The 23,197-nt window shown below is 64.7% G+C and carries 20 protein-coding genes; 14 read left to right on the forward strand and 6 right to left on the reverse strand.

Features of this window, described 5'->3' with window-relative positions:
• Positions 1-21 precede the first annotated feature (21 nt).
• Complete coding sequence (locus SALB1_RS05130) at positions 22-1,467, reverse strand: cytosine permease (protein WP_109992880.1); 1,446 nt, start codon at positions 1,465-1,467, stop codon at positions 22-24.
• Positions 1,468-1,525: 58 nt separating this feature from the next.
• Positions 1,526-2,482, reverse strand: a complete 957-nt coding sequence (speB, locus tag SALB1_RS05135) for an agmatinase (RefSeq protein WP_109992881.1) — start codon at positions 2,480-2,482, stop codon at positions 1,526-1,528.
• Positions 2,483-2,648: 166 nt separating this feature from the next.
• On the opposite strand from speB, the gene SALB1_RS05140 reads away from it, so the two are divergent.
• A complete protein-coding gene (locus SALB1_RS05140) occupies positions 2,649-4,037 on the forward strand; it encodes a sigma-54-dependent Fis family transcriptional regulator (protein WP_109992882.1) in 1,389 nt (462 codons plus the stop codon).
• Positions 4,038-4,392: 355 nt separating this feature from the next.
• Here the strand turns inward: SALB1_RS05140 and SALB1_RS05145 are convergent, their stop codons facing one another.
• From SALB1_RS05145 to aroQ, 3 genes are all read right to left on the reverse strand, one after another.
• Positions 4,393-5,187 carry an alpha/beta fold hydrolase gene (locus SALB1_RS05145; protein ID WP_109995283.1) on the reverse strand — a complete coding sequence of 265 codons (795 nt, stop codon included), beginning with the start codon at positions 5,185-5,187 and terminating at the stop codon, positions 4,393-4,395.
• A gap of 238 nt (positions 5,188-5,425) precedes the next feature.
• Positions 5,426-6,880, reverse strand: coding sequence for an aldehyde dehydrogenase family protein (locus SALB1_RS05150; RefSeq protein ID WP_109992883.1), 1,455 nt, complete (start codon positions 6,878-6,880; stop codon positions 5,426-5,428).
• Positions 6,881-7,036: 156 nt separating this feature from the next.
• Complete coding sequence (gene aroQ, locus SALB1_RS05155) at positions 7,037-7,483, reverse strand: type II 3-dehydroquinate dehydratase (RefSeq protein ID WP_109992884.1); 447 nt, start codon at positions 7,481-7,483, stop codon at positions 7,037-7,039.
• Positions 7,484-7,748: 265 nt separating this feature from the next.
• Between aroQ and SALB1_RS05160 the strand changes: the two genes are divergently transcribed.
• From SALB1_RS05160 to SALB1_RS05225, 13 genes are all read left to right on the forward strand, one after another.
• Positions 7,749-8,546 (forward strand): IclR family transcriptional regulator C-terminal domain-containing protein, encoded by a 798-nt coding sequence (locus tag SALB1_RS05160; RefSeq protein WP_255414504.1) that lies wholly within the window; start codon positions 7,749-7,751, stop codon positions 8,544-8,546.
• 198 nt (positions 8,547-8,744) lie between these two features.
• Positions 8,745-10,079, forward strand: a complete 1,335-nt coding sequence (locus SALB1_RS05165; RefSeq protein ID WP_109992885.1) for an adenylosuccinate lyase family protein — start codon at positions 8,745-8,747, stop codon at positions 10,077-10,079.
• Between the two features lie 160 nt (positions 10,080-10,239).
• Positions 10,240-11,061, forward strand: coding sequence for a CoA transferase subunit A (locus SALB1_RS05170; protein WP_109992886.1), 822 nt, complete (start codon positions 10,240-10,242; stop codon positions 11,059-11,061).
• Positions 11,058-11,831, forward strand: a complete 774-nt coding sequence (locus SALB1_RS05175) for a CoA-transferase subunit beta (protein WP_109992887.1) — start codon at positions 11,058-11,060, stop codon at positions 11,829-11,831. Before SALB1_RS05170 ends, SALB1_RS05175 begins: the two co-directional genes overlap by 4 nt.
• 390 nt (positions 11,832-12,221) lie before the next feature.
• Positions 12,222-13,430, forward strand: coding sequence for a 3-oxoadipyl-CoA thiolase (pcaF, locus tag SALB1_RS05185; RefSeq protein ID WP_109992889.1), 1,209 nt, complete (start codon positions 12,222-12,224; stop codon positions 13,428-13,430).
• Positions 13,431-13,584: 154 nt separating this feature from the next.
• Positions 13,585-14,772 carry an alpha/beta fold hydrolase gene (locus SALB1_RS05190; protein WP_109992890.1) on the forward strand — a complete coding sequence of 396 codons (1,188 nt, stop codon included), beginning with the start codon at positions 13,585-13,587 and terminating at the stop codon, positions 14,770-14,772.
• 119 nt (positions 14,773-14,891) lie between these two features.
• Complete coding sequence (locus SALB1_RS05195; protein WP_109992891.1) at positions 14,892-15,407, forward strand: aldehyde dehydrogenase family protein; 516 nt, start codon at positions 14,892-14,894, stop codon at positions 15,405-15,407.
• Positions 15,404-16,534 (forward strand): NAD(P)-dependent alcohol dehydrogenase, encoded by a 1,131-nt coding sequence (locus tag SALB1_RS05200; protein ID WP_109992892.1) that lies wholly within the window; start codon positions 15,404-15,406, stop codon positions 16,532-16,534. Before SALB1_RS05195 ends, SALB1_RS05200 begins: the two co-directional genes overlap by 4 nt.
• A gap of 117 nt (positions 16,535-16,651) precedes the next feature.
• Positions 16,652-17,593: a LysR substrate-binding domain-containing protein gene (locus SALB1_RS05205; protein ID WP_109992893.1), complete on the forward strand. Its 942-nt coding sequence runs from the start codon at positions 16,652-16,654 to the stop codon at positions 17,591-17,593.
• A gap of 114 nt (positions 17,594-17,707) precedes the next feature.
• Positions 17,708-18,442, forward strand: coding sequence for a protocatechuate 3,4-dioxygenase subunit beta (gene pcaH / locus SALB1_RS05210; protein WP_109992894.1), 735 nt, complete (start codon positions 17,708-17,710; stop codon positions 18,440-18,442).
• Between the two features lie 9 nt (positions 18,443-18,451).
• A complete protein-coding gene (pcaG, locus tag SALB1_RS05215) occupies positions 18,452-19,102 on the forward strand; it encodes a protocatechuate 3,4-dioxygenase subunit alpha (RefSeq protein WP_109992895.1) in 651 nt (216 codons plus the stop codon).
• A 61-nt stretch (positions 19,103-19,163) separates the two neighbouring features.
• Positions 19,164-20,351 carry a 4-hydroxybenzoate 3-monooxygenase gene (gene pobA, locus SALB1_RS05220; RefSeq protein ID WP_109992896.1) on the forward strand — a complete coding sequence of 396 codons (1,188 nt, stop codon included), beginning with the start codon at positions 19,164-19,166 and terminating at the stop codon, positions 20,349-20,351.
• Between the two features lie 20 nt (positions 20,352-20,371).
• On the forward strand, positions 20,372-21,481 hold the full coding sequence (locus tag SALB1_RS05225; RefSeq protein ID WP_109992897.1) for a 5-methyltetrahydropteroyltriglutamate--homocysteine S-methyltransferase: 1,110 nt from the start codon (positions 20,372-20,374) through the stop codon (positions 21,479-21,481).
• A gap of 87 nt (positions 21,482-21,568) precedes the next feature.
• Here the strand turns inward: SALB1_RS05225 and SALB1_RS05230 are convergent, their stop codons facing one another.
• Positions 21,569-22,486, reverse strand: a complete 918-nt coding sequence (locus SALB1_RS05230) for a transporter (RefSeq protein ID WP_158590634.1) — start codon at positions 22,484-22,486, stop codon at positions 21,569-21,571.
• Positions 22,487-23,197 lie beyond the last annotated feature (711 nt).

A 23,197-nucleotide genomic window follows, 5' to 3' on the forward strand; every position in this document is an offset into this window, starting at 1 on the left:
GAAGTCGGCGCCCGCGCCTCATCAACTGGCTTCGCGCTCGGCCAGAGCCCGGTCGGACGCCTCGATCGCATGGCGTTCGGCAACGGTATCGATCCCCGAAGCGAGCCACCAATACAATCCGCCCGCGACGACCAGACCGACGAGAAACGAGATATCCGCCCCGCCGAGCCAGTGCGTCACGGTGCCGGTGTAAAACGAAATATCGAAGAACGGGATCATGGCGACGAAACCCACCCCGTAGGCCAGCATGCCGCGCCAGGACCATTGCCCGTAGATGCCGTTCGGATTGAAGATCTCGGTAATCGCGTAACGGCCGTGGCGCACGATATAGAAATCGATCAGATTCACGGCGGTCCACGGCACCAGGAAATACAGCATCAGGATGACGAAGTTGTTGAAGCTGCCGAGATAACTGTCCGGAATCGTGAGTGCAACCGCGGTCGCGATCGCGCCGAACAACACGATGCCGACCACGCGTATCGAGATCGTCGGCCGGACCGGCCGGTAGGCGTCGACGGTGCTGATACCGGTGAGCATGGCGCCGTACATGTTCACGGCCATCACGCTGATCAGCGCGGGCACCGAGGCCAGCACGGCGAAGGTACCGAAGCCGGGCAGCATTTCGTTGCCGACCGACTGCAGACTGCTGATCGCTTCCGGGTGCGGCAGCGCCGCGGCCAGAAATGCCCCCAGCGACATCAGCCAGATCGCCGAACCGCCCGCGCCGAGATAGGTCCAGGAAATCACGCCGCGCGACGACACGTTGCTTGGCAGATAACGCGAATAATCGGACACATACACGGCATAACTGATCTGGTAACCGGCCGCGGCCGAGAACTGGACCAGAAAAACGGCCCAGCCCGCGCCGGACTGATGCGCCGCGGCGTGCCCGTGCAGCACGACCGCGCCAATCGTGAGCAATGCGAACACGGCAATCAGGATCGGCGTGAGCCAGCGCTGCACGAAATGCAGCAGATCGTGGCCAATGACGGCAATGCCGATGGCCAGCAGCACCAGCAACGGATACCAGAACAACGGCCCGCCGGGCAGTACCAGCCGCAGTGCTTCGGTGGCCAGAATGACGTTGAACACGTTGAAGCCGCAGTAGACGAAGATGGTGGCGGCAAACGGCAGAATCGCCCCGCGCGAGCCGAACTGGGCGCGCGACTGGATCATCTGCGGCAGCCCGAGACGCGGCCCCTGATTGGCATGAAACGCCATGAAGAACGTGCCGAAAGCCGCGCCCAGCACCACAGCGAGCACGCTCCACCACACGCCCATTCCCAGCGAGGGGCCGACGAAGCCAGTCACCATGGTCGTGAGCACGAAATTGCCCGTGAACCAGAACGGCCCCTGATGCCAGACCTTGCCGTGGCGCTCGGACTTGGGCACGTAATCGATCGAGCGGACCTCGACCACGCCGGCACGGACCGCGGACCGTGCGTTATCGCTTGTTGTTTGGCTCATTGTCTCCCCTTTGCTTTTTATGTCGGTTGGGCCATGCCGGCCGCTACCCGGCGATGGGTCATTCGCGATACGTCACGCCCGGCAGCACACAGAGCATTTCGTAGAGCAGATTGGCGCCCAGCAGCGCGGTGTTGCCGCTCGGGTCGTAGGGCGGCGCCACCTCGACCAGATCGGCTCCGACTAGATCCAGGCCGCGGCAGCCGCGCACGATCTCCAGTGCTTGCGGCGGCGTCAGGCCGGCGATCTCGGCGGTGCCGGTGCCGGGCGCGAACCCGGGATCGAGGCTGTCGATGTCGAAACTCAGGTAAACCGGGCCGCCGCCGACCTGCTCACGCGTTTCGGCCATGAGTGGTGACAGACTCTTGTGCCAGCACTGTTCGGCCGGCACCACGCGGGCGCCCTGCTGGCGCGCCCAGTCGAAATCGTCGGCGGTGTAGCCGGTGCCGCGCAGCCCGATCTGGATCATGCGCGGCGTGTCGATCAGCCCTTCCTCGATGGCGCGCCGGAACGGCGTGCCGTGGGCGATTGCCTCGCCGAACATGTGCTCGTTGGTGTCGGCGTGAGCGTCGACATGGATCAACCCCACCGGGCCATGCCGCCGGGCCATGGCCCGCAGGATCGGCAGCGTGAGCGTGTGGTCGCCGCCCAGCGTCAGCGGCCGGCAGCCGGTGGCGATGATCTCGGCATGGAAGGCCTCGATGATGTCCACGCTCTTTTTCAGATCGAAGGTATTGATCGGCACATCGCCGATATCGGCGACCTGCAGGGCATCGAACGGGGCCGCGCCGGTGGCCATGTTGTATGGCCGCAACATACGGGATTCGTCGCGGATCTGGCGCGGCCCGAGCCGGGTGCCGGGCCGGTTGGAGGTGCCAATATCCAGCGGCACGCCAACGAACGCGGCGTCCAGGCCCGTCGCATCGGTCTGGCTCGGCAGGCGCATCATCGTCGCCGGGCCGCCAAAGCGCGGCATGGCGTTGCCGCCGAGCGGTTGATTGCGTTCGTTGCTGGCCATGGTTCTCGCCTCCGTTACATCTGCGTCTTGTCGAGCAAGAAGCGGGCCGGGATGTAACCCCTTGATTCTTCGACGAGCGAGCCGGCTGAGCAATTCAGTAATGAATCTTTGACGGAGACAGGCGATTCAAAATAGATTTATCTGATTCAATTACGACTCGATCGCCATGCCGTCAATCGCCCCCCTGAATGCCCTGGAACTCGATGCGGTTCTCGCCTATTCCCACGACCACATCGTGATCACCGACGAGCGCGGCCGCATTCTCAAGGCCAGCGAAAGTTGCGCCGGCGTCTATGGCCTGCCGCTGCGAGACTTCATCAACGCCTCCACATACGATCTGCAGCGCGATGGCATTCTTTCGCCGTCGATCACGGTGCGCGTACTCGAACAGCGCCAACCCTGCCACCTCATGCAGGCCACGCGTACCGGCCGCTCGGTGATGGCCAGCGCCTACCCGGTCTGGGATGGCGACCGGTTGGTTCGGGTCGTGAGTCTGTCCAAGGACATGACCGACATCCGTACGCTGCAGCGCGAGTACGAATTGCTGCAGCGCCAGTTGGCCGCGCGCGAAACCGCCCCGCCGACCGCACTCGATGCCGACGCGGATATCCCGACCTGCAACCCGCGCATGCGCGAGATCGTGTCGCTGCTGGAACGCGTGGCCCCCACCGATGCGAGTGTCGTGTTGCTGGGGGAAACCGGCGTGGGCAAGACACGGATCGCGGGCCTGCTCCACCGCCGCAGCCCACGCGCGGACGGCTCGTTCGTCGAAGCCAATTGCGGCGCCATTCCGGAGACGCTGTTCGAGTCGGAGATGTTCGGCTATGTCGCGGGCGCGTTCAGCGGCGCGGCGCGCAACGGCAAGCCCGGGCTGGCCGAGCGCGCCCACGGCGGCACGCTGTTTCTGGATGAGGTTGCCGAACTCTCGCCGGCCATGCAGACCAAGCTGCTGCGCATCCTGCAGGACCGACGCGTCACGCGGCTGGGCAGCACCGAATCGCGTGTGGCGGACTTCCGACTCGTGGCAGCGACCAACCGCGACCTCGATGCCATGGTGGCGGACGGGCATTTCCGTCTCGATCTGTATCACCGGATCAATGTCGTGCCGATCACGATTCCGGCGCTGCGAGACCGGGCCGAAGATATCCCGCTATTCATCCAACGCATGCTGGCAGCGCTCAACCAGCGCTACGGAAAACGCAAATCATTGGCGCCGGATGCCTGGTCGGCGCTGCTGACACAACGCTGGGACGGCAATCTGCGCGAACTGGAAAACGGGATCGAGCGGCTTTACGTCCTGAGCGACGAAACCACGATTCATGCAGCACCAAGCCTCGGTCCCGTGCCCGGCGCGACTCACGACGCCGGCCGCGCGGGCGAAACCAGCCCGTTGCCGAGCCTGCGCGAGGCGGTCGAAGCCGCGGAACGGGACTGCCTGGCGGCGGCGTTGAAACGCTGTACAAGCACGTATCAGATCGCCCGCGAACTCGGCGCCAGCCAGCCCACGATTTTCCGAAAGCTTCGAAAATACGGCCTGACCGCCAACGCCTCCTGAATCCGCGCCGGTCACGGCGCCAGTAACCCCGGGGCAGACGCCCCCGTCAGTCGGCGCTCATCTGCGGATAAATGCCGCAGGGAAAAGAGGGTATCGACCCAACAACGGCTGCGGATCAAAGCGATATCGGATCGTTACGCAGGCCGGATTAGCGCCTGTTGTTCGGTCCCACAGTAACGGGTCGATGCCTGCTGTTTAAGTCGCAAACACGGGCTATGCGCGTGCATGTTCCCGGCAACGTTTGCGCCGTGGCAGAACATCTATCGCACGTTTCGACGCGGAGCAGGCGCCTATAAGTTCGAAATCATGCACGATCGGCCGCACGGCCAGGGACGTGCCAGCGAAGCGCGCTGCCTCAGATGTATCCCAGCTGTTTCAGAAACCGGCTTATGGCCGCATTGACGGGCTCCGGATGGGTCAGATTCGACGCATGGCCGGCTTCGGGCACGGTGACCATCTCGGCATGCCGCAGGTGCCCGGCCATTTCCTCGGCCCGATCCAGCGTGATCGCCTGATCCGCCTCGCCGTGGATGACCAACGCCGGAACCTCGATACGGGCGATATCGTGGCTGATGTCGTCGCGGTCAATCAGGGTGCGGAAGGCCTGGTTCAGATTATGCGCTTGCCAGCCACGCCACTTGGCCTTCCATTGTTCGGCGCCGTGCCAGGCTGGTCCGAGAATGATTTCAGCAATATCGTCGGCGATGGACTCCGGCAGGCCCTGGTTGGTCCAGACATCGAGCATCTGCTCATAGCCGGCTAGCTTGGCCGGCTCCTCGACACGGGCCTGGGTATCGATCAATACCAGTGCCTCCACACGCTGCGGATGGGTGAGCGCACAGCGCAGCGACAGATAGCCGCCCTGGCTCATGCCGACCAGCACAGCCCGCTCGATGCCCAGATAATCGAGCAACGCCACCAGGTCGTCGGCCGAGTCGTAGTAGCTGAATGGCGCGACATCGTCGTCGGCGGTCTGGCCGTGGGCACGTTCGTCCCAGGCGATGCAGCGGCAGGTCGAGCCGAACGCCGCTAATTGCGGCTCGAACATCTCGTGATCCATCAGCAGCCCGTGCGAAAACACAAGGACCGGACCATCGCCTCCGGTATCGCGATAGAACAAATGCTGACCGTTGACGGGCGCTATCGGCATGGCTGTGCCTCCCTTGTTGTTGGCGGCCAAGCTATCAACCCTGCACAGAAATAGATGATTTTGTCAGGTTAATAGCGCGAGTATGCGACCGCATGCTCGTCGCGGCCATCGGCCGCGAAACCTTTGAAAACAGCGGATGAAGTCAGCTGTTTTAGCGTCGGATTAATAATAGGCAATCACGACCCGGCGGATCGCGTCAGCCGCGGCCCTCGCCGAGGGCCGCCGCGCGCAACACGGTTCAGATCGGGTAGTGGCGCGGCCCGGTCTGCAGCGTGACCCAGCGCAGCTCGGTGAACTCCGCAATCCCGGCCTGGCCGCCGAAACGGCCGTGGCCCGACGCTTTCACGCCGCCGAAGGGCATCTGCGGCTCGTCATGCACGGTCGGGCCGTTGACGTGGCAGATGCCCGAGCGAATGCGCTGGGCGATCGCCATGCCGCGGGCGCCATCGCCGGAGAATACGGCTGCCGACAGCCCGTATTCCGTATCGTTGGCCACTCGCACCAGTTCATCGTCACCGCCGGCCACGCGCACCATGGCAACCACCGGGCCGAAGGATTCCTCGCCGTAGATACGCATGTCGGGGGTCACCTGATCGAGCACGGTCGGCTGCATGATCACCGAATCCGCTTCGCCGCCAACGAGCACGGCCGCCCCCTTGGCGCGGGCATCCGCGATCAGCTCGTTGAGATGAACGCGCGACGGCTCGCCGATCAACGTGCCGAGCGGCGTATCCTCATGGCGCGGATCACCGGCCTTGAGCGTCGCGACCTTGGCCGCGAGCTTTTCGGCAAAGGCATCGGCCACCGCCTCGGCGACCACCAGCCGTTCCGTCGACATGCAGATCTGGCCCTGGTGAAAGAACGCCCCGAAGGCGGCCGCGGCGACGGCAGCATCCAGATCCGCGTCATCGGCGACCACAAACGGCGCCTTGCCGCCCAGTTCCAGCAGCGCCGGCTTGAACACCCCGGCCGCGGTCTGGCCAATGATCCGCCCGACCGGGCTCGAGCCGGTGAAGTTCACGCGCGCAATCGCCGGATGTTCGATCAGGGCCCGAACCACGTCGGCCGCATCTTCCGGCGCGTTGGTCACGACATTCACCACGCCCTCCCCCATGCCGGCCTCGATCAGCGCCTCGCCGATCAGGTGATGCACGGCCGGGCACTGCTCCGAGGCCTTGAGCACCACGCTGTTGCCGCAGGCCAGCGCCGTCGCAATGGCACGAACGCCCAGGATCACCGGCGCATTCCACGGCGCGATACCCAGCACCGGGCCACAGGGCACGCGCATCGACATCGCCAGGTTGCCCGGCACGTCGGTCGGGATGGTCGCGCCCTGAATCTGGGTGGTCAGCCCGGCCGCCTCGCGCAGCATGCCGGCGGCCACGTGCACGTTGAAACCGGCCCAACCGGAGGTTGCCCCGGTCTCTTCGACCATGGCGCGGGTAAAAGCCTGGGCGCGGGCTTCGAGCGCCTCGGCGGCGGCCAGCAACCGGGTTCGGCGCTCGCCGGGACCGGTTGCGGACCAATTCGCGAATGCCTTCGACGCGGCCTCGGCCGCCGCTTCGGCATCGGCCACCGCCGCCGCCGACGCCCGCGTCACCACATCGCCCCCCGCCGGATTGCACCGTTCGAACGTCGCGCCGTTGGCCGCGGCGCGCGCTTGCCCGCCGATCAGCAATGCCAGTTCCTTCATGTCGGTCGCTCCTCGTTATTCGAATTCATTGCGCCACAGACCGTGAGCACCTTTGCCCCATCGGTCCAGCCAGCGCTCGCCTTAAGTTCGCACTACGACCAGTTGGCCGCAAGTCGCACAACAAGGCCGACCGATCACGCCGGGCCGGTGGCCGTGTCAGGGGAAGGCGGCCCCTTCGCGCTGCCGAAGCACGAAATCCAGCGCGGCGGCATAGCCGAAGGCGCCCAAACCGGCGATGACGCCATCGGCCCGCATCGAGACATAGGAATGGTGGCGAAACGATTCCCGCTTGTGCACGTTCGACAAATGCACCTCCACCACCGGCCCATCGAACGCGTTCAGCGCATCCAGCAAAGCCACGGACGTATGCGTCCAGGCCGCCGGATTAATGATGATGGCATCGGCGGCCCTACGGGCGGCGTGAATGCGCTCGATCGCCTCGCCCTCATGGTTGGTCTGAAAGGTCTCGAGCGACGCCCCGCCGGCCTCGGCACGGCGCGCCAGCGCGGCTTCGATATCGGCCAGCGTGGTCGCGCCGTAGATCTCGGGTTCGCGCTCGCCGAGCAGATTGAGGTTGGGCCCATTGAGCAACAGAATCTTCACGCCGCGCTCCCACGCCTGAATGAATCGGCCCCATCATAGCCGCCCGGCGACATGTACCGACAGGCGCGTCTCTCGAGCGCGATCCGGGGCCGTTCACACGACCGGCGCGGGGCAGTGCCCGGCGTTTCGCGGCAAGAGCGCGCAGGCCACCCACGCATGGGCTTATCGCCGCGCCGACACCGTCACCTTGTTCGCATTGCGCACAAAAGCTGCCAAACTGTCGCCGCGCGTGTCGCCCATGCACATCGATAGAGGATTGCGCAGCTTGAAACAGGATCTCCCGGAGACCGAAACCGCCGCCCTGGCGCCCGATCATCGCGATTTCGTCAGCGCCCTGGCCACGGGGCTGGAAATCATCCGTACCTTCGATCGCGAGCATCCCCGGATGACGCTCAGCGAAGTCGCGGCCCGCAACGGCATCAACCGGGCCAAGGCGCGGCGCTTTCTGCTCACTCTCCACGGGCTGGGCTATGTCCGCAAACAGGACCGCTATTTCGAGCTGGCGCCGCGAACGCTCGATCTCGGCTATGCCTTCCTGTCGGCCAATGGTTATCAATCCATCGTGCGCCAGCATCTCGAACACATCACGGAAGTGACCGGCGAATCCTCCTCGATGGGCGTACTGGACGGCGCCGACGTGATCTATGTCGCGCGTTCCGCCGCTCCGCACCGATTGATGACCGTCGCACTCAACATCGGCTCGCGCCTGCCCGCGGTCGCGACCTCGATGGGGCGCGTGTTGTTGGCGTTCACGCCCGATCGGCTCGACCAGATTCTGGCCCGGGACGCCCTGGTGGCCCATACCCCGAACACAATCACCGATGCGAAGGCGCTGCGCGCCTGCATCGCTGAGGTACGCAGCAATGGGTATTGTATTGTCGATCAGGAACTGGAGTCCGGCCTACGGTCTCTGGCGGTGCCGGTGCACAATCAGCACGGCAAACTGCTGGGCGCGTTGAACGTCAGCACCAATGCGGCACGCGTTGCCCGCGACACGCTGGAACAGGACTTCCTGCCGCTGCTGCTGGAGACGGCCCGCGAAATCGAACGCACGGTCGAGTGAACAACCCGGGCGGGGCCGACGGCGGGCGCTCCGCCGGTTTGCCGGCGACACGCTCGGCTGGCTATCGTGCGTGTCGGGCCGAAGACTTGATCGCGTAACGTGCTCGCGAGGCCCGTCATACAGAACGACGTTGGCGTGCACTAGGCCCCATTGCGCGCGTTGACGCCACCAGCCGGCATCCATTACTGCAGAAACGCCATGTACGACCTGTTCCTCCGTCATCCGTTCATGAGCCCGGCCGGCATCGCCGCCTGCGACGCGCAGGCGTTCATCGAAGCCATGTGTCGGTTCGAGATCGCGTTGGCCCGGGTCGAGGAAGCGGCCGGTCATCTGCCCGCGGGCACCGCAGAGGCCATCGCCGGCACGATTCGCGCCGAGGCATTCGATGCCGAAATGCTGGCCCGCGAGGCCGCCGATGGCGGCAATGTCGCCATTCCGTTCGTCAAGCAGGCCAAGGCCCTGCTGCCCGGCGAACTCAAACCCTATTTCCACAAGGGCGCGACCAGCCAGGACGTGATCGACTCGGCGCTCATGCTGATGATCAAGCCGCGCCTGGAATGCTGTCTGGGCTATATCGAGGCGACCATCGATGGCGGCAGCGCGCTCATGCGGCATCACCGCGACACCCCGATGATCGGACGAACGCTGACCCAGCAGGCCCTGCCGATCACCTTCGGCGCCAAGGTCGGGCAATGGCTGACGGGTCTGGCCGCCGCCGAAAAACGCCTGAAGCAGGTGGCGGCCGAAGGCCTGTTCGTGCAGTTCGGCGGCCCGGTGGCGGCGCATCACGGCCTGGACGATGGGCTCGAGCTGATGACGGCGCTGGCCGCGGCACTGGGGCTGAACTGCCCGCTACTGCCCTGGCATACCGATCGCCAACCGATGCTTTCGATCGTGGATGCGGTGGGCGCGGTCGCCGTGGCGGCCGAAAAGATGGCGACCGACATCGCCTGGATGGCCCAGACCGAGGTCGGCGAAGCGCGCGAACCGGCCGCGACCGGCGCCGGCGGCTCGTCGTCCATGCCACACAAGGCCAACCCGGTGGGCAGCGCGCGAATCCGGGCCGCGGCACGCCAGATCCATGCCGCCGTGGGCACGATGCACAGCGCGGGCGCCCAGGCCCATGAACGCGCCTTCGGCGAATGGCATGCCGAATGGGCGCCGATGGTCGATGCCGTGCTGCTACTCGAAGGCGCGCTCGAAACACTCGTGCCGCTGGTCGGCGAGTTGCAAGTCGATACCGAAGCCATGCGTACCAATCTGGCGCTGTCCGGCGGCGCCAATCTCTCGGCACCGACGGTTGCGCTGTTACGAAAGGCGATGCCGCTCGATCGCGCCCGAACACTGGCGGCACAGGCCGCGGAAACCGCGCTGCGGGAGCGCTGCGACTACGCCGATGCGCTGCTGGCCATTCCCGAGATCGCCGCGGCGTTCGAGGCCGAGCGCGTTCGCGCGGCGGTCGATCCCGCCGCCTACGTCGGCACCAGTGCGGCCCAGGTATCACGTGTCGAGGCTGCGCTGCGCAATCGCTGACGCTCATCGCTGCCCATAGCAAGCCCCACGGCGCGTCGACTCTGCAGCGCCTTGATCCACGGTTGACCAAAGACGAATTGACGATCGGCGCCGGCCGCCCTAGATTATTCGCATAGCAAACCTTGGTTCGCATAGCGAATCAGCAAGCCGGAGTGCATCCATGTCCGAATTCCTGCCCCTGGCAGAGGCGGTGGATCGATATGTGGCCGATGGCGCCACCGTGGCCCTGGAAGGCTTTACGCATCTGATTCCATTTGCGGCCGGCCACGAGATCATTCGCCAGAAGAAACGCGAGCTGACCCTGATCCGCATGACGCCGGATCTGATCTACGACCAGATGATCGGCGCCGGCTGCGCGAAGAAGCTGATTTTCTCCTGGGGCGGCAACCCGGGCGTGGGCTCGCTGCACCGGTTGCGCGATGCGGTCGAACACGGCTGGCCGCATCCGATCGAGATTCTCGAACACAGCCATGCGGCCATGGCCAACGCCTTTGAAGCGGGTGCGGCTGGTTTGCCGCTGGCGATCCTGCGCGGCTATATCGGCTCGGACCTGCCCAAGGTCAACGACCAGATCAAGTTCATCGAGTGCCCGTTCACCGGCGAGCGTCTGGCCGCCGTGCCGTCGATCCGGCCGGATGTATCGATCGTGCACGCCCAGAAGGCCGACCGGCACGGCAACGTACTGGTCGAGGGGATCGTCGGCGTGCAGAAGGAAGCGGTCATGGCCGCGAAGCACTCGATCGTCACGGTCGAGGAGATTGTCGACGAGCTGGACTGCGGCCCCAACGCCTGCGTGATCCCGGCCTGGGTAATCGGCGCGGTCTGCGCGGCGCCGGGCGGCGCCCGGCCCTCGTACACGCACGGCTACTACCCGCGCTCGAACAAGTTCTACAAGGACTGGGACCCGATTTCCCGCGACCGCGAGGCATTTTCCGCCTGGCTGGACGAACACGTGTTCCACACCCACGGAGCCTCGGCATGAGCGAACACTATAGTGCCGCCGAAATGATGACGGTCACCGCCTCGCGCGCCCTGCGCAACGGCCAGAGTTGCTTTGTCGGCATCGGCCTGCCGAGCGAAGCCGCCAACCTGGCCCGCCTGACCCACGCGCCCGATGTGGTGCTGATCTATGAGTCCGGCACGCTCGAAACCAAACCCGAGGTACTGCCGCTGTCGATCGGCGACGGCGAGCTGTGCGAAACCGCGCTGACCACTGTCTCCGTGCCGGAGATGTTTCGTTACTGGGTCCAGGGCGGCAAGATCGATGTCGGCTTTCTGGGCGCGGCCCAGGTCGACAAATACGCCAACCTCAACACCACGCTGATCGGCGACTATCGCGAACCCAAGGTGCGCCTGCCGGGCGGCGGCGGGGCGCCGGAAATGGCCACCTGCACCGGCGAGATCTTCATCACCCTCAAGCATTCCAGGCGGACGTTTGTGGAAGCGGTCGATTTCGTGACCACCGTCGGCTTCGGCCGTGACGGCACCGCCCGCGACGGCGTGCCCAACATCGGCGCAGGCCCCACCCGCGTGATCACCGATTTGTGCGTCATGCAGCCCGACCCGGCGACGAAGGAACTGACAGTGACCTCGCTGCATCCCGGCATCTCGCGCGAGGATGTGACCGGCGCCACCGGCTGGGACATCGCTTTCGCCGACGACCTGACCACCACCGCCGAGCCGGACGACAACGAATTGACCGTGCTGCGCGAGTTGAAGGCACGCACGGAGCGCCATCACAGCGAGGCGTGATCTTTCTTGCGGATTTGTCCGCAGATTCACGCAGATGAAGAAAGTAAGGTCGCGCTTGATTATGTACGACACTCAGCGGGCTGAATAAGCCGGGGCATTTTGTCCGCAAATGCACGCGAATGAGCGCAAATAAGAAGCAAGATCAAGGCACTGCTGCTTCAGGTGCGCTAGCAATGGCACCCTCAAGGCTTGGACTGAACTTTGTACATAATTTAAGAGATCGCTTGCATGGATTTCGTGTTCAGCAACTGGCGAATCGAGTTTCGTTCGCGGACTCGCAGCCCCTGAACCGACTCGAAGCAAGACCAGCACTCGAAATCGTCTTCTTTGTATCTGCGTAGATCGGCGTCGATCTGCGGAAAAAAACGAATCTCTTTCCCGGAGTAACCCATGGCCAACGAAGTCTTTCTCTGCCAACCCCGCCGCACCGCGGTCGGCCGCTTCGGCGGCACGCTGGCCGCGGTCCGGCCCGACGACATGCTCGCGCATGTCTTCAAGGCGGTGCTGGCCGAAGCGCCGAACCTGGACCCGGCCGCGATCGACGACGTGATCGCCGGCTGCGCCAATCAGGCCGGCGAGGACAACCGCAACGTCGCCCGCATGTCGCTGCTGCTGGCCGGCCTGCCGCACACCGTGCCCGGGGCCACCATCAACCGCCTGTGCGGCTCGAGCATGGACGCGGTCGGCACCGCCGCGCGGGCGATCAAGGCCGGCGAGACGGGACTGATGCTGGCCGGTGGCGTGGAATCGATGTCGCGGGCGCCGTATGTGGTTTCCAAGGCGCCGAGCGCGTTCGCCCGCAGCCAGACCATGGAAGATACGACCATCGGCTGGCGCTTCATCAATCCCCTGCTCAAGAAGCAGTACGGCGTCGACTCCATGCCCGTGACCGGCGAGAACGTCGCCGAGCAGTTCGAGGTATCCCGCGAGGATCAGGACGCCTTCGCTTACCGCTCGCAGCAGACAGCCTGGGCGGCGCGCGAGGCCGGGCGGCTGGCCGAACAGATCACGCCCATCGAGATCCCGCGCCGCAAGCAAGAGCCGCTGGTCTTCGATAGCGACGAGCACCCGCGCCCCGAATCCACCCTCGACAAGCTGGCCAAGCTGCCCACGCCCTTTCGTGACAACGGCACGGTCACCGCCGGCAACGCCTCGGGCGTCAACGACGGCGCCGGCGCGCTGCTGGTGGCCGGCGAACAGGCGGTCAAGGATTTCGGCCTGAAACCCATGGCCCGCATCCGCGGCATGGCCACCGCCGGGGTCGAGCCGCGGATCATGGGCATGGGCCCGCTGCACGCCTCCAACAAACTGCTTGCCCGCCTCGGGCTGTCGATCGACGACATGGATGTCATCGAGCTCAACGAGGCGTTTGCCAGCCAGACGCTGGCGGTCATGCGCGGCTGGGGCCTCGCCGACGACGACGAGCGCGTCAACCCCAACGGGGGCGCTATCGCGCTCGGCCACCCGCTCGGCATGTCCGGCGTGCGCATCATCCAGTTCGCGCTGCACGAAATGGTACGCCGCAACGCCGGCTACGGGCTGGCGACCATGTGCATCGGCGTCGGCCAGGGGATTGCCACCGTGCTGGAGCGGGTCTGATATGCATTGACGAAAAGCCCGTCTACAGATGACCACCGATGGAGGCGTGGGCCGCCCTGTCCGCATCTTCTTTTTTCGATCTGCGTGAATCTGCGTCCATCTGTGGATAAATGAAGAAGGAAACACGCGAACGATCACAACTTTCGGAGGCCCCATGCCATTCGTCGACATCCAAGGCCGCGCCGTCGCCTATCGCGACACCGGCCCGAAATCCGCGCCGGCGGTGCTCCTGGCCCATCCGCTGGGTATGACCCAGGCCGTCTGGGACGAGGTGATCTCCGCCCTGGCCGGCCGTTTCCGGCTAATCACCTGGGATCTGCCGGGTCATGGCGCGAGTGCGGCCGCGGCCGGCGCGCTATCCGCCGACGATCTGGCGGGCGAGGCCGTGGCCTTGCTTGATGCGCTGAATATCGAACGCGCGCATTTCGTGGGCACCTCGATCGGGGGCGTCGTCGGCCAGGCCCTCCTGCGCCGGGCGCCCCAGCGTCTCGGGCGGATTGCCTTGACCAATACGGGCGCGGTCATCGGCCAGCCGGACCTCTGGCATCAGCGCGCCGCCCGGGTACGCGACGAAGGACTGGCCGCCATGGCGCCGGAACTGGTCGATCGCTGGTTCGGCCCGATCTTCAAGACAGCCCATCCGGCATCAGTTTCCGGCTGGCAGACCCAGCTTACCCGCGGCGACGACGAATCCTATGCCCGGCTGTGCGAACTGCTCGCCGAGGCCGATTTCCGCGGCAACCTAAACGGCGTCGACCGTTGTGTGCATCTGCTGACCGGCGCCGATGACGGCGCAACCCCGCCAGACACACTATCGGCCCTTGCCCATGAGCTGCCGGACAGCCGACAGACCGTGCTCGACGGTGTGGGCCATGTGCCGGCCGTCGAAGCGCCGGAACGCTTCGTCGCGTGGCTGGGCGACGCGCTCTCGGCCGGTAGCACGCGAGCGCCGGCCAGCTACGACGACGGTCTGGCGATCCGCAAGTCGGTACTGGGCGCCGAGCACGTCGAGCGCGCCTCGAACAATGCGACCACCCTGGACGCCCCCTTTCAGGACATGATCACGCGTCTGGCCTGGGGCGAGCTCTGGGGCAATACCGATCTGACCCGGCCCGAGCGCAGCATGATCACCCTGGCGGTGCTCGCCGCGCTCGGCCGCGACGGCGAACTGGAACTGCATCTGGAGACCGCCAAGCGTATCGGTTTGTCCGAGGCCCAGCTGCGCCAGACATTGATGCATGTGGCCATCTATGCGGGCGTGCCAGCCGCCAACCATGCGTTCAAACTGGCCAAGCAACACGCTTGGGGGCAAGCGATCGGCGAATCCGACACAACCGCCTGACGCCATGACCGGAGGCGGCACGCCTGCCGGTCGTAGCAACGGCAGCTCAATCCTTCGGATGATGGTCCGATAGTGGACACGAGGATATCGTTACAGGCCATAACTAAACGCCTCTGCCCATGAGAGAGGCGCACGAGCCCGAGACGTCCCCGATGCGCCATGCCGATTTATTTGCCGAGATCGACTGGAACGGCTGTCTGTTCGACGGCGACTGGCGATCCAGTCCGGACACGCTGTCGCCCGTGACCGGCCGGCGCCTCGGCACGGTCGGCCGCGCCAGCACGGCACAAGTGACCACATCAGCCGCCACCGCATGCCGGCGCCAACGCGATTGGGCCGCCCGACCCTGCGAGCAGCACGCGGCGGCATTTCGGCGGGCAACCGAACTGGCCGAAACGAGGCAAGCCAGCACCGTGGATTGGCTCGGTCACGAAAGCGCTTCGCCCCGCGGCCAGGCCGAATTCGAAACCCAGAACAGCATCAAGAGTCTTAACCAAACCACGAGCCTGCCTTCGCAAAGTCATGGCGAAGTCGTGCCGTCCAAGCCCGGTCGACTCAGTCTGGCCGGGCGCCGTGCCGTGGGCGTGGTCGGCGTGATCGCCAGCGACGACAGACAATCACGGAGTACACCATGACCGACAGCAACCAACCCCGGACAGTGCGGGCCGCCGTGACCCCCAGCCGCGGGGCGCCTTTCGATATCCGGACCCTGCATCTGCGCGCCCCGGTCGGCGATGAGGTGCGTGTGCGCATCGTCGCCACCGGCCTGTGTCATACCGACCTGATTGTGCGCGACCAGCTCTATCCCGTCCCGTTACCGGCGGTACTGGGCCATGAGGGCGCCGGTGTGGTCGAGGCCATCGGCCCGGATGTGGGCCACCTGAAACCCGGCGACCATGTCGTGCTCTCCTATGGCCACTGTGGCGACTGCGCCAATTGCGACGACGGTGCGCCGAGCTACTGCAAGGACTTCTTTGCCCGCAACTTCGGCGGCGCCGGCCCGGACGGCGGACACGCGCTGACCGACGATCATGGCGCGCCGGTCAACGATCATTTCTTCAGCCAGTCGTCGTTCGCGACCTATGCCCTGTGTCGGGAAAACAATGCGGTCCGCGTGCCCGATGAGGCCCCGCTGGCCCTGCTCGGCCCCCTGGGCTGCGGCATCCAGACCGGAGCCGGCGCGGTGATGAATTCCCTGGCAGTGGCGCCGGGCAGCCGGATCGCCGTATTCGGCGCGGGCGCTGTCGGTCAGTCCGCGATCATGGCCGCCCGGGTCGCCGGGGCCGCCGAAATCATTGCCGTGGATATCATCGAATCCCGGCTGGCTCTGGCTCGCGAACTCGGGGCCACCCACGTCATCAACGCCCGCAACGAGGACCCCGTGGCGACCATCCGCAAAGTCAGCGGCGGTGGTGTCGACTACGCGGTTGAATCCACCGGCAACACGAGCGTGTTTCGCCAGGGCATCGACAGTCTGGGCAAACGCGGCGTCATCGGCGCGGTCGGCGCCCCGCCGCTCGGCGAGGAGACCCATTTCGACGTCAACGACCTGCTGATCGGCGGCAAACAGATTCGCGGCATCGTCGAAGGCGACAGCGTGGCCCGGACTTTCATTCCCAAGCTGGTCGATCTCTATCTCGAAGGGCGGTTCCCGTTCGACAAACTCGTACGCTACTACGATTTCGAGGAAATCAATCAGGCCGCCGCGGATAGCGAGAAGGGCGAAACCCTCAAGCCCATCCTGATGCTCGGTTCGCCCTGACGGCATCGGCGGTCGTTTCCAGCCATTACGGCCCATCCGCCCGCAACGCTGTCGCTGCCGAGAGGCGGCCGCGCACAGTGCACGGCACGACCGCCCGATTACATTACGCTGAACGCCATGATCCACTCGCCGATCAAACTGCGCCATCTGGCCGCCTTCGCGGCGGTCGCCCGGCACGGCCAGTTCGCCTCGGCGGCCGAGGCGCTGTCGATCACCCAGCCGGGCATGTCGAAGACCATCCGCGAACTGGAGACGAATCTGGGCGTGGTGCTGTTCGAACGCGGCCCGCGCGGCGTAACACTCACCCCCGCGGGCCGCACCCTCCTGCGCTATACCGCCCCGGCCCTGCGCTCGATCGACGAAGGCATCGAGGCGGTGCGCAGCGAAGCGCCGGAAACCGTGATCCGTATCGGCGCATTGTCCAACGTCGAAGGCGGCCTGCTGCCGGAGACGCTGACCGCGCTGCATCGCGGCCAACCGGATCTGAGAGTCGAAGTAGACACGGGCACGAGTGCGGCCCTGCTCACCCGGCTGCGGCTCGGCGAGCTCGATCTGGTGATCGGCCGCATGAGCGAAGCCCAGGAAATCCGTGACCTGACTTTCGAACATCTGTACTACGAGCCGATGATCGTGGTGGTCCGCTCCGGCCATCCGGCGCTGGACACCCGCGGCGCGCCCAGCCTCGAAACCTTCACCCATTACTCATGGGTGATCCCGCCGCGCGGCACCACCCTGCGTGAACAGGTCGAGCGATACTGGGTGGAGCAATCGATCGACCCGCCCCACGCCATCGAGACCCTCTCGCTGCCGCTGTCGCAGGCCTATGTGCTGCGCAGCGATGCGGTCTGGGTGACCCCGGCCGACACGGCCCGGGCGCCCGTAACCACTTATCAAATGGTCGTAGTCGACTCGCCGGTGGAGATTCGCGGGGGCTCGGTCGGATTCGCCGTGAACAGCAGCCAGCCGATGTCGCTCGCAGCCCGCCAGCTCTGCGATTGCCTGCGATCCACCGCCGCCGAATACCCCGGTGTGAACTGGGCCAACAACCTGGTCACATAACCAGACGGGTATATAGGCAGCGTACTTTTCAATTGGCGCGGCTCGCCCGCCACGGCAGTTTCGATTCTCCACGGCCGAGGGCTTCCGGCCACCCCGGAGCAGAGGAACGATCCAATGGCAGCCAACGAACACACCGCCTTCGTCATGCGCGACCGGAACTGGCATCCACCCGCGTATGCGCCCGGCTACAAGACCTCGGTTGCCCGTTCACCGCGCCAGGCGTTGATGGCCATTCAGACCCCGAGCGCCTCCGAAATCACCGGTCCGGATTTTCAAAGCCTGGCTCTCGGGCCTTATGACAACGACCTGCTCAACAACTACCGCGAAAGCACCGACCGCGACGGTCTGCCGGTGGGCGAACGCATCCAGGTCTACGGCCGGGTAATCGATCAATTCGGCAAGCCGGTGCCGCATACGCTGGTCGAGATGTGGCAGGCCAATGCCGGCGGCCGCTATCGGCATAAGAAGGACAGCTATGCCGCACCGCTGGATCCGAATTTCGGCGGCGTTGGCCGCACGGTCACCGACGAAGGCGGCTGGTATCGCTTTCGCACGATCAAGCCCGGCCCCTACCCCTGGCCGAACGACCCGAACTCCTGGCGACCGGCCCACATCCATATCTCGGTGATGGGGCCATCGATCTCGACCCGGCTGATTACCCAGCTGTATTTCGAGGGCGACCCGCTGATTCCTTTCTGTCCGATCGTGAACACGATCCGCGATGCCGACGCCATCGAAACGCTGACTTCGCGGCTCGACATGGCCCGCTCGCGCTCCTTCGACTGTCTCGTGTATCGCTTCGACATCGTCACCCGCGGCGCACTGCAGACCTTTTTCGAGAACTTCTAGGAGCCCGCCATGCAGCAGTACAACCACCGCCAGCCGCTGGAGCCCGAAAGCGTGTTCCTGCGCGAATCGCCGTCGCAGACCGCCGGGCCCTACGTGCATATCGGCCTGGCCCTGAACGTGGCCGGCCTGCCGGAGCGCGAGCACGAGATCGTCAACGTCATGGCCAGGGCCGACGCCGATGGCCCGCGCATGCATATCAGAGGCCTGGTCCTCGACGGCAATGAGGTGCCGGTGGACGACGTGCTGGTCGAGGCCTGGCAGGCCGATGCGCACGGGCGCTACGTCACGGATTTTTCCTTCGACAACGCTTTCAACAGTCTCGGCCGGGCTGCCCCCGGCATGGGCGTGGACCAGGCCGGCTGGTGGTCGTTCACCACCATCAAGCCGGGCCGCCTGTCCCATCCCGACGGCCCGGAGATGGCGCCGCACATCAACCTCATGATCTTCGCCCGCGGCATCAACATCCATCTGCATACGCGGCTGTATTTCGACGATGAAGGCGAGGCCAACGCGGTCTGTCCGTTTCTCAACCGAGTGCCGACCGAGCGCCGGCGCACGCTGATCGCGTCACGGGTCGAGGACAGTGAAGACGGCGAGCCGGTCTACGAATTCGTGATCCGTCTTCAGGGCCGTGACGAGACCGTGTTCTTCGACTTCTAGCACGACAACACGCGAACGCTGCCGCCGGGCTCATGCCCCCGACGCTACCACGGGAGAAAAAATGAAAACCCAGGTCGCCATTATCGGCGCCGGCCCGTCCGGGCTGTTGCTCGGCCAGCTATTGGCCAACGCCGGGATCGACAACGTAATTCTCGAGCGCCGGTCGGCCGACTATGTGCTCGGCCGCATTCGCGCCGGCGTGCTGGAGCAGGGCACGGTCGATCTGCTGCGCGAGGCCGGCGTGTCGGACAACCTCGACGCCCACGGGCTCGTCCACACCGGATTCGACATCGCCTTCGCCGGCGAGCGCGTCCGCATCGACCTGCCCGAACTGGCCGACGGCAAGCATGTCACGGTCTATGGACAGACCGAGGTCACCCGCGATCTCATGAACGCCCGCGAGGGCATCGGCGCGACCACCTGGTACGAAGCCGACAACGTCCAGCCGCATGCGATCGATACCGATGCACCGTATGTCACCTTCGAGCACGCCGGTCACGAATATCGGCTCGACTGCGCCTATATCGCGGGCTGCGACGGTTCCCACGGTGTTTCCCGCGGCTGTATTCCAGCGGATCGGCTCAAGATCTTCGAGCGCAAATACCCGCTCGGCTGGCTGGGCGTGATGGCCGACACGCCGCCGGTGGCCGACGAACTCATCTACGCCACCCATGAGCGCGGCTTTGCCCTGTGCAGCATGCGCTCGCCCACCCGCAGCCGCTACTATATTCAGGTCGCCGATACGGAATCGCCCGACAACTGGAGCGACGACGAATTCTGGACCGAACTCAAGCGCCGCTTGCCACAGAACGTAGCCGATACGCTCGTCACCGGCGAGTCGATCGACAAGTCGGTCGCGCCGCTGAGCAGTTCTGTGACCGAGCCGATGCAGCACGGCCGCCTGCTCCTGCTTGGCGATGCCGCCCATATCGTGCCGCCGACCGGTGCCAAGGGGCTGAACCTTGCGATTGCGGACGTCAACACGGCCTATCACCTGTTCCGGCGCATCTACGACGATAGTCGGACCGACCTGCTCGAATGTTATTCGGCAACGTGTTTATCACGAATCTGGAAGACCGAGCGGTTCTCCTGGTGGATGACCACGAATCTGCACAAGTTCTCGGCAACCGAAGACTTCGACACCCGCATCCAGCAGGCCGAACTCGGCTACTACTTGAATTCCAAGGCCGGTCGCACGACGATCGCGGAAAACTACGTCGGCCTGCCGTTCGCCAAACTCGAACCGTAGGCGACCCACAGGAGAATCCCATGCGTCATATCAATCCCCCGTTTCGAGCCGAACACGTCGGCAGCCTGCTGCGCCCGCAGGCCGTACTCGAAGCCCGCCAGCGCCTGGCCAACGGCGAGATCGATGCCGCCGCCCTGCGCGAGGTCGAAGACCGGGCTATCGCCGATGCCGTACGCAAGCAGGAGTCCGTGGGGCTGCAAGATGTCACCGACGGCGAATTCCGCCGCGCCTATTTCCATCTGGATTTTCTGAAACAGCTCGACGGTGTCTCCGTGACCGGCGGCATCGCGGCCAACAAGAGCGCCAAGGCCTCCGCAGACGGTTTTACGCCACCGCAGTTATCGGTCACGGGCAAGCTGTCCCACGCCCGCCCGATCCAGGTTGCCGATTACGAATTTCTGGCCTCGCAAGCCCGCGCCATCCCCAAAGTCTCCATCCCGTCGCCGACGATGGTGCATTTCCGCGGCGGTCGGGCGGCAATCGATATCGAGGCCTATCCGGAAATGGACGCCTTCTTCGACGATCTGGCCGCCTGCTACCGCGACGAGATCGATGCGCTGTACCGCGCCGGCTGTCGCCATATCCAGCTCGACGACACCAACCTGGCCTATCTCTGCGACCCGGACATGCGCGCAGCTGCCAAGGAGCGCGGGGAGGACCCCAACACCCTGCCGAAGCAGTATGCCGAACTGATCAACGCAGCACTCACCGGCCGGCCCGACGACCTGACCGTCGGCATTCATCTCTGTCGCGGCAACTATCGCAGCACCTGGTTCGCCCAGGGCGGTTACGAGCCGGTGGCCGAAGTGCTGTTCAATGAACTCGCGGTGGACGCCTATTTCCTGGAATATGACGACGAGCGCTCCGGCGATTTCGCCCCGTTGCGGCATGTGCCGGATAACAAGACGGTCGTGCTCGGCCTGGTCTCGTCCAAGACGCCCGAACTGGAATCGATGGACGCCCTGGCCAAACGTATCGACGAAGCGGCGGCCTACGTCGATCTCAACCAGCTCTGCCTCTCCCCGCAATGCGGCTTTTCCAGCACGGTCGAAGGCAATGCGCTCACCGAGGATGACCAGTGGGCCAAACTCGAACGCGTGGTCGAAACCGCGCGCAAGGTCTGGGCATAGCCCGACCTTGCGCACCGCCACCGGGCGGAAAAAGCGCGGGCGGCCGGTGGGCCGCCGCCCGTGGTGACAAGACCCGTGTGGTGACCGCTAGCCGTGCTTGGGCGCCCCCAGCAGCGGCACCGCGAATTGAACCCAGACCGCGTTGATACTCGGCCGATTGCGCACCACGACATCGTGTTCGAACTTGAACGCAATGCCACCGAAGCGCCAGTCGTAGGAGACCTGCGGCCCGATGGAAAACTCCTCGCCGCGATGACCGCCCGGCCCCACCGTGTTTCCGTCCACCGTGTCGTCGGTGAATTGCTTGAGATAGTTTCCGACGATGCCGAAACCGAGATGATGAACAAATGACGACTCGGGGCGATCGGCAAAGGCACGGTAATTCATGCCATAGTCGAGATTGAACATATCCCCCGACTGGTAGTGGGTCGCGTTGTTCTCGGTGTTGAACTCCAGCAGCGCTTGGCCGTTGAAGGTGATTTTGCGGGTGGCGTGATAGGTGAACACGACGTTCGGATCGAACGACCAATAATTCAGACCGGTACTGATCAACTTGGTCTTGTTGTAGCGGCCAGTCGGGGCATAGGTATCCAGGCCGAACAAGAGAAACAGCCGATGGTCCGGCGTGTGATAGGACAACAACGTCTCGGCATCGATATCGCCCAGATTCGTCACCGAGCGGGAGGCGGGCCCGACATCCAGCTTCAAATGGTTGATGTTGAGAACGCCGCCCAGGACGAAATGAAACGGACCGATCGGCTGTTTGAAGGTATAAAGCGTGCGCAACGCGTCTACATCCGCATGAAACGAAAACCCGGGCACGGTTTCGTTGCCGTGGTTATTGGCCAGGGTATGGCTCCACTGCGCGGTGGTGTAGTTGTACAGCTCGAGCGTACCCGGCGGCGGGGCATAGGCGGCGCCAATGGTGTTGATGTCGGTTGGATAGTGGGTCGCGCCGCCTTCACTGGCCAGCGCCGGGGCGCTCAGAAAAGAAAGGGCCGTCAATGCTGCGACCGAGGCGCTGTACAAGACCGGCAACCCGGCCCTCATTCCCGCGACATGCCCTGATTCGTTTCCGGCGCTGTGGAGTCGCATTGTGTTTTTCATGTGCTGAATACCCCTCTGACTTGCTGATTTCTAGCGACCGGCTGGCATCACGGTGCACGCCGTATTCGCACTCAAGTCCCGCCCTTCCCAAGGTGCGGGACGCATCCTTTGTCGCGCCGAGAGGAGATCCGATGAGCAATACTCATGTTCGCAATACGGATCACGTTACGCGATGCGAACAAATATCGGCGAGACGTGATCGCAATACAACTCGCCGTTTGTCGTAAACTAATAGTCGTAGCGACAAATTCCCGTGATCGCCCACCTCGAATACAAAAGCTGGCAGAGCCCATGCCAGGGGCATCATGCCGAGTCCGGCACAGCCGCCATATTTGCGCGGCTAGCATAGCCCGCCTTTCGTCCGCTCGCGGCGATAAACGGCGCCGGAGCGGGATATGAATGCGGCCTGCAACAGCTGTCGCGTCCCGTTACCCCCACTTCAGCTGCGGTCACGCCACCATGGCCTGCCGATCAAGCCGGCTTGTGTATACAATTTGCAAGAGTCCGAGAGCGAGGACCAGGTCACGGCTTAGTACTTTGGTCTTAAAAAATCAGGCAAAAAGGCCGAAATAGTTGGCTAACTAATTGTTTTAGATAAACACATTAAAA

The sequence above is a fragment of the Salinisphaera sp. LB1 genome, from assembly GCF_003177035.1.
In the GTDB taxonomy this organism is placed as follows: domain Bacteria; phylum Pseudomonadota; class Gammaproteobacteria; order Nevskiales; family Salinisphaeraceae; genus Salinisphaera.